This is a genomic window from Nonomuraea sp. ZG12, assembly GCF_052068115.1.
Taxonomy (GTDB): Bacteria; Actinomycetota; Actinomycetes; order Streptosporangiales; family Streptosporangiaceae; genus Nonomuraea.
Genome location: NZ_JBQHCW010000005.1, coordinates 172,307 through 189,072, shown reverse-complemented (window position 1 = coordinate 189,072; position 16,766 = coordinate 172,307). Strand labels below are relative to the sequence as shown.

General features: G+C 70.7%; 17 protein-coding genes. 10 read left to right on the top strand and 7 right to left on the bottom strand.

Annotated features, from left to right (window positions below):
• Window positions 1–31 precede the first annotated feature (31 nt).
• Window positions 32–1,570 (top strand): ABC transporter substrate-binding protein, encoded by a 1,539-nt coding sequence (locus tag ACTMTF_RS17545; RefSeq protein WP_441111625.1) that lies wholly within the window; start codon window positions 32–34, stop codon window positions 1,568–1,570.
• A 16-nt stretch (window positions 1,571–1,586) separates the two neighbouring features.
• The gene (locus tag ACTMTF_RS17540; protein ID WP_397007251.1) at window positions 1,587–2,474 is read left to right on the top strand and encodes an SDR family NAD(P)-dependent oxidoreductase; all 888 of its coding nucleotides are present in this window, start codon (window positions 1,587–1,589) and stop codon (window positions 2,472–2,474) included.
• 74 nt (window positions 2,475–2,548) lie between these two features.
• On the opposite strand, the gene ACTMTF_RS17535 is transcribed toward ACTMTF_RS17540, so the two are convergent.
• The 6 genes from ACTMTF_RS17535 to ACTMTF_RS17510 are packed head-to-tail and all read right to left on the bottom strand — an operon-like array spanning window position 2,549 to window position 7,238.
• Complete coding sequence (locus tag ACTMTF_RS17535) at window positions 2,549–3,364, bottom strand: amidohydrolase family protein (RefSeq protein WP_441111624.1); 816 nt, start codon at window positions 3,362–3,364, stop codon at window positions 2,549–2,551.
• Entirely contained in the window at window positions 3,361–4,227 is an 867-nt protein-coding gene (locus ACTMTF_RS17530) for an amidohydrolase family protein (protein ID WP_441111623.1), read from the bottom strand. The genes ACTMTF_RS17535 and ACTMTF_RS17530 overlap by 4 nt, the downstream gene beginning before the upstream one ends.
• Window positions 4,224–4,634 carry a lipocalin-like domain-containing protein gene (locus ACTMTF_RS17525; protein ID WP_441111622.1) on the bottom strand — a complete coding sequence of 137 codons (411 nt, stop codon included), beginning with the start codon at window positions 4,632–4,634 and terminating at the stop codon, window positions 4,224–4,226. Before ACTMTF_RS17525 ends, ACTMTF_RS17530 begins: the two co-directional genes overlap by 4 nt.
• Window positions 4,631–5,398 (bottom strand): HpcH/HpaI aldolase family protein, encoded by a 768-nt coding sequence (locus ACTMTF_RS17520; protein ID WP_441111621.1) that lies wholly within the window; start codon window positions 5,396–5,398, stop codon window positions 4,631–4,633. The genes ACTMTF_RS17525 and ACTMTF_RS17520 overlap by 4 nt, the downstream gene beginning before the upstream one ends.
• Window positions 5,395–6,330, bottom strand: coding sequence for a hypothetical protein (locus tag ACTMTF_RS17515; protein WP_441111620.1), 936 nt, complete (start codon window positions 6,328–6,330; stop codon window positions 5,395–5,397). Before ACTMTF_RS17515 ends, ACTMTF_RS17520 begins: the two co-directional genes overlap by 4 nt.
• Window positions 6,331–6,347: 17 nt before the next feature.
• Window positions 6,348–7,238 (bottom strand): DUF6282 family protein, encoded by an 891-nt coding sequence (locus ACTMTF_RS17510; protein WP_441111619.1) that lies wholly within the window; start codon window positions 7,236–7,238, stop codon window positions 6,348–6,350.
• Between the two features lie 193 nt (window positions 7,239–7,431).
• Here ACTMTF_RS17510 and ACTMTF_RS17505 point away from each other — a divergent pair, with 193 nt between their 5' ends.
• The 5 genes from ACTMTF_RS17505 to ACTMTF_RS17485 are packed head-to-tail and all read left to right on the top strand — an operon-like array spanning window position 7,432 to window position 12,330.
• Window positions 7,432–8,226: a CoA-transferase subunit beta gene (locus ACTMTF_RS17505; RefSeq protein ID WP_441111618.1), complete on the top strand. Its 795-nt coding sequence runs from the start codon at window positions 7,432–7,434 to the stop codon at window positions 8,224–8,226.
• Window positions 8,227–8,232: 6 nt separating this feature from the next.
• Complete coding sequence (locus ACTMTF_RS17500; RefSeq protein ID WP_441111617.1) at window positions 8,233–9,078, top strand: alpha/beta fold hydrolase; 846 nt, start codon at window positions 8,233–8,235, stop codon at window positions 9,076–9,078.
• Window positions 9,078–9,848 (top strand): alpha/beta fold hydrolase, encoded by a 771-nt coding sequence (locus ACTMTF_RS17495; protein ID WP_441111616.1) that lies wholly within the window; start codon window positions 9,078–9,080, stop codon window positions 9,846–9,848. Before ACTMTF_RS17500 ends, ACTMTF_RS17495 begins: the two co-directional genes overlap by 1 nt.
• A 20-nt stretch (window positions 9,849–9,868) precedes the next feature.
• Entirely contained in the window at window positions 9,869–11,452 is a 1,584-nt protein-coding gene (locus ACTMTF_RS17490) for a class I adenylate-forming enzyme family protein (RefSeq protein WP_441111615.1), read from the top strand.
• Window positions 11,449–12,330, top strand: coding sequence for a CoA transferase subunit A (locus ACTMTF_RS17485; RefSeq protein WP_397007229.1), 882 nt, complete (start codon window positions 11,449–11,451; stop codon window positions 12,328–12,330). Before ACTMTF_RS17490 ends, ACTMTF_RS17485 begins: the two co-directional genes overlap by 4 nt.
• Before the next feature lie 22 nt (window positions 12,331–12,352).
• Here the strand turns inward: ACTMTF_RS17485 and ACTMTF_RS17480 are convergent, their stop codons facing one another.
• Entirely contained in the window at window positions 12,353–13,354 is a 1,002-nt protein-coding gene (locus ACTMTF_RS17480; RefSeq protein ID WP_441111614.1) for an aldo/keto reductase, read from the bottom strand.
• A gap of 164 nt (window positions 13,355–13,518) precedes the next feature.
• Between ACTMTF_RS17480 and ACTMTF_RS17475 the strand changes: the two genes are divergently transcribed.
• The 3 genes from ACTMTF_RS17475 (at window position 13,519) to ACTMTF_RS17465 (ending at window position 16,740) form a co-directional block, all read left to right on the top strand.
• On the top strand, window positions 13,519–15,033 hold the full coding sequence (locus ACTMTF_RS17475; protein WP_441111613.1) for an aldehyde dehydrogenase family protein: 1,515 nt from the start codon (window positions 13,519–13,521) through the stop codon (window positions 15,031–15,033).
• A 27-nt stretch (window positions 15,034–15,060) separates the two neighbouring features.
• Window positions 15,061–16,146, top strand: coding sequence for a zinc-binding dehydrogenase (locus ACTMTF_RS17470; RefSeq protein ID WP_441111612.1), 1,086 nt, complete (start codon window positions 15,061–15,063; stop codon window positions 16,144–16,146).
• Between the two features lie 90 nt (window positions 16,147–16,236).
• A complete protein-coding gene (locus tag ACTMTF_RS17465) occupies window positions 16,237–16,740 on the top strand; it encodes a VOC family protein (RefSeq protein ID WP_397007223.1) in 504 nt (167 codons plus the stop codon).
• Window positions 16,741–16,766 lie beyond the last annotated feature (26 nt).

The following is a 16,766-nucleotide window of genomic DNA, read 5'->3' as shown; positions in this document are numbered from 1 at the left end:
AGCTCGCTTCTGAAATATGGAGGCAAAAGCCGTGAAACGAGCAGCAGTCAAATCGGCCAGTGCGGTCCTCGCCACCGGTCTCGCCCTCTCCGGCTGTGGCGCCGGAACGACCGACCAGCCGTCGTCGAGCGCTGCCGGCGCTCCCGACGGTGCGGCCGTCCTGCGCTGGGCCGTGCCGGGCAACCCGACCTCCTTCGACCCCCGAAAGGCCGCCCCGCTGGACCCGGTGTTCCTCGACGTGGTCTACGAGAGCCTGGTCGGCCGGAGTGCGGCCGGTGAGATCGAGCCAGGCCTGGCGACCGAGTGGGAGTTCTCGGACGAGAACAAGGTGATCACCTTCAAGCTGCGCGAGGGGGTGAAGTTCCACAACGGTGAGGAGTTCAACGCCGAGGCCGTCAAGGCGTCGCTGGAGGCGTACAAGAAGAGCGGCGCCCTCGTGTCGTCGCTGTCGGTGCTCGACAAGGTCGACGTGGTCGGCCCGGCCGAGGTGAAACTGACCTTCTCCGAGCCTGCCGGCTACATGATCAACCTGCTCGCCGGTGAGGCCGGCATCGTGGTCGCGCCCGGGGCGCTCGACGACCCGAGCCTCCCGTCCAAGCCGGTCGGCACCGGAGCCTTCGAGCTCGCCTCGCTGCAGGTGGGGAAGGTGGCCTTCAAGAAGTTCGAGGGCTACTGGAACGCCGCTGAGACGACCATCGGTGGCGTGGAGATGACGGTCTACTCCGACGAGTCGACCCGGCTGCGGGCGGTGGTGTCCGGGCAGGCCGACGGCACCTCGATCACGCCGGGCCAGATCAAGGAGGCCGAGGCGGCCGGCATGACCGTGATCAAGGCCCCCAACACCACCTTCAACGGAATCCTGCTGAACACGGGCGCCGGAAAGCTCGACGACCCGAAGGTCAGGCAGGCGTTGCTGTACGCCATCGACCGCGAGTCGATCAACAAGAACCTGTACGAGAACTCCTGCGCCGGATTGGTCCAGCCGTTCCAGGAGGGCTTCTGGGCGAACGTGCCCGAACTGAACGACGTGTCCTCCTACTACGACCCGGAGAAGGCCAAGAAGCTCCTGGCCGAGGCCGGCCTGCCGAACGGTATGGAGCTGACGCTGGAGGTCGGCCCCAACACGTCGTACCAGGTGCTGGCCCAGGCGCTGCAGGCACAGCTGCAGCAGGTCGGGATCAAGGCCACGATCAAGGTGCTGGAGTTCCAGCAGATGATCACCGCTCGCCGGACCGGCAAGTTCACCGCCACGGTGGCGCTGGTACAGTCCGGGCGGCCCGACCCGAGCCAGTTCGTCAAGGACTTCTACATGAAGGGCGGCTCGTACAACCCGGGCGCCTTCTCCCTCGACGGGGTCGGCGAGCTGCTGGCCAAGGCACGGGCCAGCGAGGACGTCGCGGAGCGTACGGCCCCGATGCAGGAGATCATCAAGAAGGTCACGGAAGCCGGACCGCCGGTGATCCCGGTGTGCGGCGTGACCTACGTGGGGGCCTTCCGTAAGGGCGTCACCGGCCTGGACGTGCCGGTGATCGGTGACTACCACTTCAACACGGTGAAGATCAGCGGATAACGGAGAAAGGAAGCCCATGCGGCTCAACGACAAGGTGGCCATCGTCACCGGATCAGGGCGTGGCCTCGGCCGCGCGTACGCCGAGGCGCTGGGCGCGGCCGGTGCCGCCGTGGTGGTCAACGACATCGACGCCGATGTCGCCAAGGAGACCGTCGAGGCGATCACCGCGGCCGGAGGTCGTGCCGTCGCCGAGGTGTGCGCGGTCGGCGCCACGGAGTCGGCCGACGCGCTGGTGCGGCGGGCGGTCTCCGAGTTCGGCCGCCTGGACGTGATGTGCACGAACGCCGGCGCGCTGCGTGACCGGACCCTGGCCAAGGTCACGGACGAGGAGTTCGACCTCGTGGTGGACAGCCACGTACGTGGCACCTTCACCTGCGGTCGCGCCGCGGTGCGCCAGTTCCGGGAGCAGGGCGGCGGTGGCCGGCTGATCCTGGTCGGCTCACCGGCCGGTCAGTACGGCAGCTTCGGGCAGACGGCGTACGCCGCGTCCAAGGCGGCCATCATCAGCATGGTGCGGGTGTGGTCGATCGAGACGGCGAAGCTGGGCGTGACCGTGAACGCGATCGTGCCCACCGCGCTGACCAGGATGGCCGCCACCATCCCGGCGCTGACCGAGGTCGTCGCCGCGGTCGAGGCCGGCGGGCCGGTCCCGGCCGACCTGCGCCGGCGCGGCATCGGCAAGGTCGAGGACGTGGCGCCGCTCGTCGTCTACCTGGCCTCGGACGAGTCGGCCGGCGTCACCGGGCAGTACATCGGGTTCGGTGGCGACCGGTTCGCGATCTGGGCGCATCCCAAGGAGGCGTTCGTCACGCATCGCGACGGTGGGTGGAGCGCGGAGCAACTCGCCGCCGACTTCGCCGGGTTCTCGGAGCATCTGCAGAGCCACACCCCGCCCCCGAAGTGACCGGCGAGAGCCGCCCCAGCCGGTGCTGGGGCGGCTCGGCCCGTTCGGCGCGGGTGCCGCAGGAGACCTGGTGGTCAGCCGAAGTAGAACGCGTGCGCGGCCAGTGAGATCCGGCGGCGCAGGGCGGGGTCGGGCACCAGGTGGGCGAAGGAGCCGACGGCGTCGCGGTAGGTGACCGGGCGGCGCGCGCCGACGAACGGGGCGTCGCTGCCCCAGAAGACGTGCTCCGGCCCGGCTGCCCCGAGCAGTGTCGCCGCGTGGCCTGCCAGGGTGTCCGGGCTGATGTCGAAGCGGTAGCCCGCCGACAGCTTCACCCATACCCTGCCGGTGTCGAGGGCCCGCAGCAGCGCCGCCCCGCCGGCTCCGGTGTAGCCGGCGTCCCGGTCCGGATCGCCGAAGTGGTCGACGACGACCTTCACCCCGGAGGCGGTCAGCCGGTCGAGCACCGGCGGCAACCGGTCGCCCTCGATGTTCAGCTCGACGTGCCAGTCGAGGTCCGCCACCCGGAACAGCAGCCGCCGGTACGCCGGGTCGGTGAGATCCGGCAGGTCGGCGAGCCGCCGCCACTGGAACCGGACGCCCACCACGCCGTCCGCCTTCATCCGTTCCAGGACGTACCGATCGGTGGTGGGCTCGACGATGACGGTCCCGCGCAGCCGCTCGTGCTTGCGCAACGCGTCGATCGTGTAGTCGTTCAGGTCGCCGAGCAGGCTCATCGCGGAGAGCACGCCGTAGTCGACGCCGTGCTCGTCCATCATCGACAGGAACGTCTCCGCCGTCAGCTCGCCCTCGGGCCGGGTCCACGCCCGCGCCGCGAGAGGCAGCGCGCGGGTGAACAGGTGGACATGAGTGTCCACGAGAGGTATGCCGCCCGACAGGTCGCCTGTCATGGTGCCGTGATGCGGTAGAGCGCGGCGGCCGTCCCGCCGAGGACCTGGGCGGCGTCCCGGTCGGACAGGCCGGAGACCGACTCGCGGGCGATCCGGACCATGTCCGCGTAGGCGCCGGGGGTCTGGGTGACGTCCGACCCCCACAGCACCCGCTCGGCGCCGAATCGGGAGACCAGCCATTCGACCACGACCGACGGCTTGACGCCCGCCGCGATGATCCGGGCGAAGTTGAGCGTCGTCACCTTGACCAGGACCTGCGGCAGGTCGGCCAGCGCGAGCAGCCCGTCGGCCCCCGGGTAGGGGGCGGCGCGGTCCGTCTCGACGCTCGCGATGTGATCGAGGACCACCGGCGTGCCGGGGAACTCGCGGGTCACCGCGGCGAGCGCCCGCAGGCTCTCGTCGCGGTTCCAGCGGTAGATGTGCAGGCACATCGACAGCCCGAGCTCGCTCGCCTGCCGCCACACCTGGCGGGCCTCCGCACCGGCGAACCAGTCGGTGCCCGGCGTGCCGCCGTGCTGGTTCCCGCCCGGCGAGGTGAGGCGGACGGCCACGGCGCCGCGCTCCGCCCAGCGGCGCACGCTCTCCGCCGCGTCCGGCGCCTGCGCGTCGAGCACGCACATGGCGGCGAGCCGGCCGGGGTGCCGAGTCGCCGAGTCCACGACGTAGCTGTTGTCGTAGCCGTACACGTGCGCGCGCTGGACGGCGACCGCGCCCGACAGCCCGTGCTCCCGCAGCGCGGAGAGCAGCCGCTCCGCGGTCATCGGGTCGTTCCGTACGGCCTCGCTGACCGTGCCGCCGGGCGGGTTGAACGGGTAGGCCGGGTCGCCGGTCACCAGGTGCGCGTGGGCGTCGATCATGGTCATCGGATGCGCTCCCAGGTGAGGATGGGGGTGGGCGGTCGGCCGGGGGTTCGCTCGGCGCGCAGGATCAGCCGGTCCCCGTCCACGACGGCGAGGCGGACCAGCTTGGCGCCGATCCAGTTGGGGTAGATCGCGGTCTCCACCTGGTGGATGACGCGGTCGCCGGACCATTCGTAGCGTCCGCCATACGCGCCGAAGGTCCGTACGGCGGCGAGCTTCTCCGCGTCGGTGGCCCAGCGCCAGTTGTCCGACCGCAGGGGCGGACGGTCGCCCGCCATGTACTGCACCGACATGTGGCCGTCGGGCCCGTAGATGAGCAGCCCGAGCGGCTTGTCCCCGAGAGGGCGCGCGCCGTCGTCGGGCGCGCCCTCCATCACGTAGTCGACCAGCCGCCAGCTGCCGACGATCATGAAGCGCCGCCGATCTGCTCCCGGAACGCCTGCGCCATCGAGTGGGCCGTGCGGGCGAGCATGGTGGCGTCGTTGCCCATGATGAGGAACTGGTGGCCGAGAGCCGCGGTCCGGACGGCCGAGGGCGCGTCCACGCAGGCCGCGCCGCAGGGCTTGCCCGCCGCAGCGGCGGCGGCTCGCGCCCGGTCGAGCGACTCCTTGACCACGGGATCGTTCACGCGGACCCCGAGGGAGACGGACAGGTCGCCGGCGCCCAGGAACACCGCGTCGATCCCGGGCACGGCGAGGATGCCGGCGGCGGCGTCGATGGCGGCCGGGCTCTCCAGCTGGGGGATGCAGACGACGTCCTCGTTGCCGACCCGGATGTACTCGTCCCGGGGCGTCAGCCCCCATCTGCCCGCGCGGCTGGTTCCGCCCGCGCCCCGGTGGCCGAGGGGCGGGAAGCGGGTGGCCGCGACCACCCGTTCGGCGTCGGCCACCGAATCGACGTGGGGGACCAGGATGCCCCGCGCGCCGGCGTCGAGGACCCGCTGGATGGTCGAGCCCTGGTGGTCGGGCACCCGGACCAGGGGGTCGACGCCGTAGGCCGTGGCAGCGCTGATCATCCGGGCCGCGAGGGTGAGGTCGAGCGGGGAGTGTTCGAGATCGATGACCACGAAGTCGAATCCGGCGCTGGCCATGATGTCGACGCTCTCGGTGGTCGCCAGCTTGATCCAGGTACCCAGCCGTGGCGCCTGCGCGGAGGCGTTCGCGAAGAAGGTCATGCCGTCGTGATGTGCTCGGGGGCGGGGTACTCATCGGCGTTGAGCACCCATCCGGCCTTGGCGGAGAAGTCCGCGCGCGGTGGGCTGAAGATGTCGATGAGCATGTGCGTGCCCTCGCCGACCGCCTGACTGGTGTGCACGGTGGGCGGCGGGATGATCGCGACGGCGGGGCTGCCGACGGCCGCGTGCTCGTCGGCGCGCCACTGCGAGCGCTTCGACGTCCAGGGCGTCCGGACGTGATGGATGTAGTCGCCGGCGACGGTCAGCGAGCACTGCTCGAAGTCGTCGTGGTGATGGGGGGAGAGCCGGTCGGGATCGCGCGGGCCGTTCTTGGGGTCGCCGAAGTTGACCATGAAAGCGCTGGACCGGAAGATGCGGCCGAACCGGCCGGGCTTCAGCGGGAAGTCGGCGTTCCGGTAGACGCGCAGGCGGTGGCCGGCGGGCGGGTCGGGCCACGGCTCCAGCAGGGCGACGCGCGGGTGGGCCTCGGCGTACGCCGAGGCGTTGCCGCAGCGGGCGAGGAGGTCGGTGGTCCGCACGTCGAACAGGCGGACCAGGTCGGCGTCGCCGTGAGCGCTGAGGTGGCTGTCGCCGGGCGGCACGATGATCACGCCGCTCCCGCTCACCTCCTGGCTCTCGGCGCCGGCCGTCACGTCGATCGTGATGTCGTCGTGGGGCAGGACGATGACGTACTCCTCCCGCTGCGCGGCCGCGTCGCGGCGCAGCGTGTCACCGGCGATCAGGCGGGTGAAGGCGAGCACGAAGTTCTGGGCGCGCACGTACCAGGTCCTGCTGCCGAGTTCCGTGACCTCGTCCGGCGGCAGCGTCAGGAACTCGTAGGTGGCGAGCGCGGCGATGGGGGCGTTCGGATCCGTCGTGCTCGTGGTCGTGCTCGTGTTGAGCGCCGCACGAGGATCGTTGGGGCTGTACATGTGATGCGTCCTTACGGTCAGTCGTCCAGGCCGAGCAGGTACGACGGGTTGACGCGGACTATCTGCCGCAGGTCCTTCTCGGGCAGCCCGAGATCCAGCAGGGCGGACCCGACCCGGATGAAGGAGTCGACGGGCATCGGGCGGCCGACCTGGCCCAGGTCGGAGGCGAGCACGGTGTGCTCCGGCCCGATCCGCTCGATCCAGTCCATCAGCATTTCCGGGCCGCCGCGAGCCTGGGCGACCTCGGAGTCGTACATGCTGGTCTCGTGCTCGATGTAGGCGCCGAGTTCGATGAAGTCCTTGCACTGCGCGGGGTCGGAGCCGATCACGAAGTTCGGATGGCTGACCACCAGTCGCCGGACTCCCGCGTCACGCGCGGCGGTGAAGACCTCCCGGATGTCGTCGGGAGCCATGTGCCCGGCGGACAGCAGCGCCCCGGTCTCGGCGATGACCTCGATGACCTGGCCGACCTCGGGGAGGAGCGCGCCGTCCGGGCCGCGGACGTCGACCTGGGTGGTGGTCAGCGGGATCGTCGGCTTGGGGAAGCCGCCGCCGGAGTTGTGGTGCGCGACGTGCGCGCTGGAGGAGATGGTGGGGAACCAGACGCATCGCCCGCCCATCCGCAGGCACATCTCCACCGCGTACGGGTTGATGCCGCCGACCTGGTTGTTCAGTGCGATGCCGCCGTAGACGGCGGTGCTCACGCCGGCCAGGCGGTCGCCCATCGCGAGGATGTCCATCACCGTGTTGTGGTGATGGGACTTCGCCAGGAAGGCGCGCATGCCCAGCCGCTCGCCGTCCTTGGCGGCCTGGACGTGGTCGAACGCGCGTGGCAGCGGGTTGGGCCCGGAGTGGCAGTGCAGGTCGACAAGGCCGTGCAGGACTCGCTCGATAGCGGGTCGGGTCATCGTTGTTCCTCCTGCGCGGTAGCCACCGGCCAGGGTGCGATGACCCTTGACAGAAACACCGCCACGATAGCATTGTTACAAATTACGGACTTACTGTACGATAAATGCGACTCGCTGTTCTGACAAGTACTTGTCCCGGCGAGATGTCCAGCGCGATGACCTGCGCTGTCGCTCGAACCCGATTGGGGGCCACGTGCCGGAGGCGACCTATACCTGGGCGGAGATGATGGCGATCTCCATCTCGCACGAGATGGCCGACGGTGCCTTCGGCTCCGTGGGCGCCGCATCGCACATTCCCGCCGCCGGGCTGCGCCTGGCGCAGCTCACGCACGCGCCCAACCTGTCCTTCTTCTGTGGAGGCAGCGGCGCGATGAACCCGAAGATCCAGCGGTTGACCGAGTCCTCGGCCGACTACCGCAACCTCGTGACCAGCGAGTATCACTTTAGCCTCGACGACGTCGTGGACTTCGAGACCGCGATGCGCTTCGACTTCGCGTTCCTCGGCGGCATGCAGATCGACAAGCACGGCAACCTGAACATGGCCATGATCGGCGACTGGCACAAGCCGAAGGTGCGCGGCCCTGGCACCATCGGCCTGATCTTCCTCGGCGGCTTCAAGACCAGCTACATCTACACCCAGCACCACACGCCGAAGATCTTCGTCGACAAGGTCGACTTCGTCAGCGGCGCCGGCTGGCTCGACGGCGGCGACGCCCGCTCCAAGGTCTTCCGCCCGGAGTCCGACGGCCCCCGGCGGGTGTTCACCCCCTTGGGCGTGTTCGACTTCGAGCCGGAGAGCAAGCGGATGCGCCTGATCAAGGTCCACCCGTGGAGCAGCATCGAGAAGATCCAGGCGGCGACCGGATTCGAGCTGCTGATCGCCGACGACGTGCAGACCGTCGGCGCCCCGAGTGACGAGGAGCTCACCCTGCTCCGGACCCAGGTCGATCGCGACGGTGTGCTGCGCCGCTACCCAGCCGTGGTCTGAGCGCTCATGAGCTTTCACGATCGGTACGTCGTCGCCGACGGCTGCACGACCCACTATCTGGAAGCCGGGGACGGTCCGCCGCTGATCCTCCTGCACGGCGGCGAGTACGGCGCCTCCGCCCGGCTCGCCTGGGAGAACTGCGTCCCGGCGCTGGCCGAGCACCATCGCGTGCTGGCGCTCGACTTCGTCGGCTTCGGGCACAGCGACAAGCTCCGCGACTTCGGCGGCCAGCGCCGGCTCATGCTGCGGCAGGTCGCCGGCGTGCTGCGCACCCTGCGCATCGACTCGGCGGACTTCATCGGCACCTCACTCAGCGGGCGGATGCTGCTCGACGTCGCCAACCGGCCGGCACCCCAGTGGCCGATCCGCTCGATGGTGGTGGTGGGCACCGGCCTGGCCGCCCCGGTGGCGGAGGCCCGCGCCGTACTGGAGGACTTCGACGGCACGCTCGACGGCCTGCGCCCGTCGATGGACGTCCTCTTCCACGACCCGCGCTGGAAGCACAGCGAGGACTACCTGCGCCGCCGCCATGAGTACTGCATGGTCCCGGGCGCGTGGGAGACCGCCGCGGCGGGCAGTCTGCGCGCGCCGGGTCGTGACAGCGGCGAACGACGGCCGCACGTGCGCCCGCCCGCCCGCGACTACGGGCGCGTCGCCGTGCCCACCCTCCTCGTCCGGGGGCAGCACGACCGGCTGGTGCCGCCGCTGACCTGGCAGGAACTGGCGGCACAGATCCCGGGCGTGCGGACCGAGACGATCGACGGCAGCGGTCACTACCCGCAGATCGAGCGCTCGGCCGAGTTCGTCGAGGCGGCGCTCGGGTTCCTCGCGCGAGTGAAGGCGGAGGCGTGATGGCCGACGTATACCTGGAGTCCGGCGGCGAGGACGGTCCCGCGGTGCTCTTCCTGCACGGCTCGGGCGCGTCCGGAGCCGTCTGGAAACCGGTGCTGGAGCGGCTCCGCGAGCGCGGCACCCGATGCCGGTGGCTGGTCGCCGACCTGCCGGGGCACGGCCGCTCGGGCCATCGTCAGGACTACTCGCCCGAGGGCTACGCCGACGCGGTGGCCGCCGCGCTCACCGGCGTCCAGGGCCCGGTCACCGTCGTGGGCCACTCGCTCGGCGGGATGATCGGGATGACCCTCGCGGACGGGACTCGCGGTATCACCGTCGGCTCCCTGGCGGTGGTCGCGATGAAGGTCGCCTGGACCGAGGAGCAACTGGCCCGGCGGGCCGCGACGGCCGACCGGCCGGTCCGGGTCTTCCCCGGCGAGGAGCAGGCGCGCGAGCTGTTCGGGCGGGTGTCCGGGATGACCGGACCCGCGTTCACCGACGAGGATCGCGCCACCGGGGTCACGGCCCGCGACGGCGGCTACGGGCTCTCCGGCGATCCGGGCATCGCCAAGGCCGGCCCGGCCACCGGTCCCGAGCTGGCCGCGCGCATGCGCCGGGTGACCTGCCCGGTCGAGCTCGCTTGCGGTGACCACGATCCCGGCATCGAGCCGGCGGACATGGCCGAGGTGCTCGGGCACCCGGTCACCGTGCTGCCCGGCGCGGGGCACAACGTCCACATCGAGCGCCCCGACCTCATCGCCGACCTGGTCGAGCGGGCACTCGGCCGCTGACGACCGACGAACGGACACGCATGCGAATCGAGAACCTGCTGCGGCAGAACGCGGTACGACGAGGCCCGCTGCCCGCAGTCATCTGCGACCAGGCCCAGCTGTCCTGGGCCGAGCTGGACATCGAGACCAACCGGCTGGCCAACGCGCTGATCGGGCTCGGATACCGCGCGCAGGAGAGGGTCGCGCTGGTGATGTCCAACTGCCATCACATCGTGACGGCCTTCCACGGCGCGTGGAAGGCCAACCTGGTCACCGTGGGGATCAACACCCGGTTGACCGCGCCCGAGATCGCCCGCATCCTCACCCACTCGGGCGCGTCCGTCATCATCTGTGACACCCCCGCCGCAGTCGAGGCGGCCAGGCAGGTGCCGGGCATCCGCGGCGTCTACACCATCGGCCTGGGCGACGACGAGCAAGGATCGTTCGTGCACCTGGTCGCCTCGGGCGACCCGGGCGAGGTGCCCGAGACGGGCACCGGCGACGAGCTGCGCTCACTGCGCTACACCAGCGGCACCACCGGCGCGTCCAAGGGCTGCATGGCCACGCACGACCAGCAGCTCGCCAGCACGGCCAACTACCTGTGCGAGGTCAACGTGCCGCGCGGCGGCCCGACCTGGATCTCGGTGCCGCTGACGCTGGGGGTCGGCGCGTCCTTCGTGACGACCACCGCCTACCTCGGCGTCCCGCTGCTGCTGCGCAGGCGCTTCGACCCGGCCGCGTTCGTCGAGGACATCGACAGGTTCGGGGTCGAGCACGCCTTCCTGGTGCCGACCATGCTGGTCGACCTGGTGCGGGCGCTGCCCGAGCTCGACCTCACGCGCGCGAGCGCGCTCAAGCTGGTCGGGTACGGCGGCGCGTCGGTGTCGTGGAGCCTGATCAGGTCCCTGGCGGAGGCGTTGGACCTGGAGTTCTACCACGCGTTCGGGGCGACTGAGGCGGGGGGTTTCGTGGCGTTGCTCACCCCGGACGACCACCGTAACTTCCTGCGCACCGAGGCCGCCTCCATCGTCCCGGTGGGCCGGCCCGCCGCGTTCGCCGAGGTCAAGATCTTCGACGCCGAGGACCGTGAGGTGGCCGTACGGGAGACCGGCGAGATGCGGATCCGGGCGGCCAGCGTGTTCTCCGGCTACTGGAGTCAGCCGGAGGTGACCCGCGCGGTGCTCAAGGACGGCTGGCTCCGGCTCGGCGACATGGCCTGGCGGGACGAGCGCGGCTACATCTACCTCGCCGACCGGGCGCAGGGCGTCATCCGGTCGGGGGCGCAGAACGTGTACGCCGGTGAGGTCGAGGCGGTGCTGCAGGCCTGCCCCGGCGTGGCCCGCGCCGCGGTGATCGGCGTGCCGCACGAGCGGTTCGGCGAGTCGGTCAAGGCGCTGGTGCAGCGGGCGCCGGATGTGGAACTGACGGAGCAGCAGGTCCTCGACTACTGCGCCGAACGGCTGGCCGGCTACAAGCGGCCACGCGAGGTGGAGTTCGTGACCGACCTGCCGGTCGACGAGGGCGGCAAGATCAGGAGGGCCGAGCTGAAGCGCGTCACTGGGACGCGCCTGCTCGGCGAGGTGACCACCGGCGGCGACGCCGCGGCTAAGGAGTTCAGGCGATGAGCGCGAACAAGGTGACGACCCCCGAGGAGGCGGTCGCCGGCATCCCCGACGGAGCCACGATCGCGCTGGGCGGCGTGCACTCCCACAACGGCCCGATGGCGCTGGTGAACGCGCTGATCCGGCGCGGGGTCAGGGATCTGGAGCTGATCCCGACGCCGAGCGCGGGCGCGCCCGTGGACATGCTCATCGCCGCCGGCTGCGTCAAGCGGCTGCACGTGTCCTATGTCGGGCTGGAGTTCCTCGGCATGGCGCCGAACTACCGCCGGGCCGCGGAGAGCCAGTCGATCGAGATCGTCGAGGGGGATGAGGCGTACATCGTCTACGGCTTCCGCGCCGGCGCGAGCACGCTGCCGTTCCTGCCGCTTCCCCCGTTGTACGAGGGCACCGACCTGCCCAAGGTCAACAAGAATGTCCGGACGACGATCGACCCGTACACCGGGCGTACCGTGACCACGATTCCCGCGCTGCGGGCGGACTACGGGCTGTTCCACGCGCAGGTCACCGACCGGAAGGGCAACGCGCAGATCTTCGGCCAGCGGCGGTTCGAGGACGTGATGGCGAAGGCGAGCGACCACGTCATCATCAGCTCGGACGAGATCCTGGACGAGTATGCTCCGGCCCCCGACCCGCGGCTGGTGTCCATCCCCGGCGCGATCGTGGACATCGTCGCCCACGCGCCCTACGGCTCGCATCCGCTGTCCTCGCCGGGGCACTACGCCTACGACCGGGAGCGGCTGGTGGAGTATCGGGATCTCGCCGTCCAGGACCGGACCAAGGAGTACCTGGACGAGTACGTGTTCGGGGTCAAGGACCACCAGGAGTATCTGGACAAGATGGGCGCCCGGCGTCTGCTGGGTCTCCAGCAGACGTTCCGCTGAGCGGGGCCGGTCACCCGGGGGCCTACCAGGAGTAGGCCTCCGGCGCGGGGCCCGGGCCGGGGAAGATGGCGTCGAGGCGGTCGAGCGTCTTGTCGTCCAGGGTCACCTCGAAGGCGTGGGTGGCGGCGTCGAGCTGGGCCAGGGTGCGCGGGCCGATGATCGGCGCGGTCACGCCGGGGCGGCCCAGCAGCCAGGCCATCGCGACGTCGGCGGGGCTCTCGCCGATCTCGTCGCACAGGTCCTCGAAGGCCTGGACGGCGGCGCGGTGCCGGTCCAGTTTGATCAGCCGCTTGCCCCGGTGGGTGGCCACGTTGGCGCCGGGCAGCGGGGTGCCCATCTGGTTCTCCCGCTCCTTGCGCAGGATCCCGCCGAGCAGGCCGGCGTCGAGCGGCGACCACGGCATCATGCCGACGCCGTAGTGCGCGCAGGCGGGCAGCACTTCCAGCTCGGCGGTGCGTTCGAGCAGGTTGTAGATGGTCTGCTCGCTGACCAGGCCCGGGTGGCCGCGCCGGGCGGCGGCTTCCTGCCCGGCGGCGATGTGCCAGCCGGGGTGGTTCGAGGACCCGACGTAGACGATCTTGCCCTGGGTCTTGAGGACGTCCATCGCCTCCCAGATCTCCTCCCAGGGGGTCGATCGGTCGATGTGGTGCATCTGGTAGATGTCGATGTAGTCCGTGTTCAGCCGCCGCAGCGACGCTTCGCAGGCGCGCCTGATGTGCAGCGCGGACAGGCCGGCGTCGTTCGGCCAGGTGGACATGCGGCCGTACAGCTTGGTGCTGAGCACCGTGCGCTCGCGGCGGCCCCCGCCGGTGGACAGCCACCGGCCGATGATCTGCTCGGTCAGCCCTTCGCCGAACTGCCAGCCGTACACGTCGGACGTGTCGATCAGGTTGATCCCCAGCTCGTGGGCGTGATCCATGATCTGGAACGCGTCCTCCTCGGTCGTCTGGGTGCCGAAGTTGTCCGTGCCGAGCACCAGACGGCTGACGGTCAGACCGCTGCGACCGAGGTGGGTGAACTCCATGGGATCTCCAAATTCCATTTATCGGACGATGAGTCCTATATTTGAATTTTGATGGTAGCGTTCCGGTGCAGACGAGGTAAAGAGCGCTGGTCCGGCAGGCAGTCACGGTTCTGGCCGCATGTGTACCTGGGCCACGGCACAGATCTGCCCAAGGAGACTCCTCGATGAGCACAAACCTGTCCGAGCACATCGCCGTCCACATCGCCGTCGCGGAGTTGCCGGCGGCGCACAGCTTCGCCGGAGGGGCGCTGCGCGGTGGCGGCGGGGCGGTCTTCCCGACCTGTCATCCGGGCGACGGCTCGCTGATCGCGCAGGTCGAGGCGGCCACGGCCGGGTTCGTCGACGAAGCCGTCGCGGGCGCCGTCGCGGCTCAGCCTGCCTGGGCGCGCACCTCCCCGCACGAACGCGCGCGGATCCTGCGCACGGCCGCCGACCTGATCGAGGCGCGAGCCGCACGACTCGTCCACCTGGTCGCGCTGGACAACGGCAAGACACTGGCGGAGGCGCGTGGCGACGTCTTCGTGGCCGCGGCCCACCTGCGCGCCGCGGCGGGGTGGGCCGCCACCCTCGAAGGCAGCACCCTGCCGGCGGACGGCTCGACGCTGCGGATGACCTTCCGGGAGCCGGTGGGGGTGGTGGCGGCGGTCATCCCGTTCAACACCACGTTCATGTTCGCGGCGCAGAAGGCCGGCCCGGCGCTGGCGGCGGGCAACGCGATCGTGATCAAGGCCCCCGAGCTCAGCCCGCTGGCGGCGCCCGTGTTCGCCGAGATCCTCACGGCCGCCGGACTCCCCGGCGGCCTCGTTCAGGTGCTCCAGGGCGCGGGGGAGGTCGGCCGTCAGCTGGTCGAGCATCCCGGGGTGAGCATGGTGTCGTTCACCGGCAGCACCGCGGTCGGCCGGCAGGTGATGAGCTCGGCGGCGGACGGGATGAAACGGGTGCTGCTGGAGCTCGGCGGCAAGTCCGCGAACATCGTCTACGCCGACGCGAACCTGGACGCCGCCCTGCACGCCACGGTCGGCGGCATCTTCCGCAACGCCGGGCAGCGATGTTTCTCCGGCTCCCGGCTCCTGGTCGAGGAGTCGATCGCGGACGCGTTCGTCGAGCGGGTCGTCGACGTGGCGCGCTCGATCAGGGTCGGCGACCCGTTCGCGCCGGACACCCAGCTGGGCGCGCTGATCTCGACCGGCGAGGCCGCCAGGGTCCGCGCGATGATCGACACGGCGGTGGAGCAAGGAGCGCGTGTCCTGGCGGGCGGTGACCGGCCGCCCGGCGTCCATCCCGGCGGCGCGTTCGTCGCGCCGACCGTGCTGGAGATCCCCTCCGGGCTGCCGCGCGTGCCCGCCATCGTGTACGACGAGGTCTTCGGGCCGGTGCTCACGGTCCAGCGGTTCAGCGGCGCGGAGCAGGCCGTCGCGCTCGCCAACGACTCGCCCTTCGGCCTGGTCGGCGGCTGCTGGACCCGTGACCTGGACCGGGCGCTGACGACCGCCAGAGCCGTTCGATCGGGCTATTTCTGGATCAACTCGTACGGGGCGCTGGCGCTGGACGCCCCCATCGGCGGCGTCGGCCTGTCAGGCGTCGGCCGGGAGCTCGGCCGGGTGGGCCACGAGGCCTACACGGAGCTCAAAACGGTGATCGTGGACACCGCAGCGGCCGACGCGCCCCGCTGGTACTGACCTTCAGCCAGACCCTAGGAGTGATCCATGTCCGAGCACTACCGAGGCGCCGTCGTCCGAGAGGCGCACGGGCCACTGAGCTTCGAGGACATCCCGCTGCGTGACCTGACCGGCGACGAGGTGCTGATCAGGGTGACCGCCTGCGGGCTGTGCCACAGCGACGTGCACTTCATGCACGGCACGTCAGGAACGGACTTCCCCTACCTGGTCGGCCATGAGGTGGCCGGCGTCGTCGAGGCCCTGGGGCCGGACGCGACGGGCGTCGCGCCGGGTGAGAGCGTCGTCGTCGCGCCGATGGTGGCCTGCTGGGACTGCAAGCACTGCCGCTCGGGACGGCCCGAGGCGTGCGCGTCGAAACTGCCGCGCCGGCCGAAGGTCACCCTCGGCGACGGCGCCGCCGCCACTCCGGTGCTCGGCGTCGGCGGCCTGGCCGAACGGGTCATCGTGCCCGCCCGGCAGGCGATCGCGATCGACCCGAGGGTGCCGCCGCCCATCGCCGCGCTGCTCGGCTGCGGCGTGCCCAGCGGCTTCGGCGCGGCCGTCAACACCGCGGAGACCGGGCCGGCCGACGACGTGGTGGTCATCGGCTGCGGTGGCGTGGGGATCGCGGCCATCGCCGGGGCCGCGTACGCGCGGGCGCGGCGGATCATCGCGATCGACACCAATCCCGGCAAACTCGCCGTCGCCGAACGGTTCGGCGCCACCCACCTCATCGACGCGTCCCAGGAGGACCCCGGCGAACGCGTCCGCGAGTTGACCGACGGCCTGGGCGCGGACGTCGTCCTGGACGCGGTCGGCGGCCCCGCCACCTTCGCGACGGCCGACGGCCTGCGGGCCCCCGGCTCGCGGCTGGTGATCGTCGGCGCCCCCAAGCAGGGGGACGTGGCCGAGGTGCCCCTGCGACGGCTGTTCCTGACCGGAGGGTCGATCAGGGTCTCCATCTGGGGAGACTGCGTCGCGGCACGGGACCTGCCACTGCTCGCGAGGCTCTATCTGGAGGGCCGGCTCCCGCTGGACGAGTACGTCTCGGGGACGTTCGGCCTCACCGACGCGCAGGAGGGTTACGACCGGCTGCTGGCCGGAGAAGCACTGCGCAGCGTGGTCGTCCCCTGAGGTCGTAGTTGACAAGTTGACATCCACCGCCGGACAATCAATTCAAATTCCGGACTACTTGTCCGATAATTGACACACACTGAGGATCAGATGATGGCGACAGCCGATCTCCGCGCACCGCGCTCGCTCAACCACATCGCCTATCCGACGTGGGACTCCCAAGCCACGCACGACTTCTACACCGAGGTCCTCAAGTGCGAGCTGCTCACCGCGATCCAGCTGGACGAGGTGCCTTCCAACGGAGCCCGCACGCCCTACCTGCACACCTTCTTCGGGCTCGGCGACGGCAGCGCCATCGCCTTCTTCGAGGTCGACGACATGCCCAACCCCGGACCCGACTCGGTGCCCTCCTGGGTGCGGCACATCGCGCTCAACGTCGACTCCATGGAGGAGCTCCACGAGTGGAAGGCGCACTTCGCGGCCAAGGGCGTGGAGACGGTGGGCATCGTCGACCATGACGGGGTCTGGGAGTCGCTGTACATCTTCGACCCGAACGGGGTCCGGATCGAGCTGACGCTGCAGACCCGCCCGCTCGACGACGCCGACGCGCGCGCGGGCGCCGAGACGCTGCGGAAGTGGACCGCGCGCCGGTAGCGCACGGCCTGCCGATCCCACCCTGT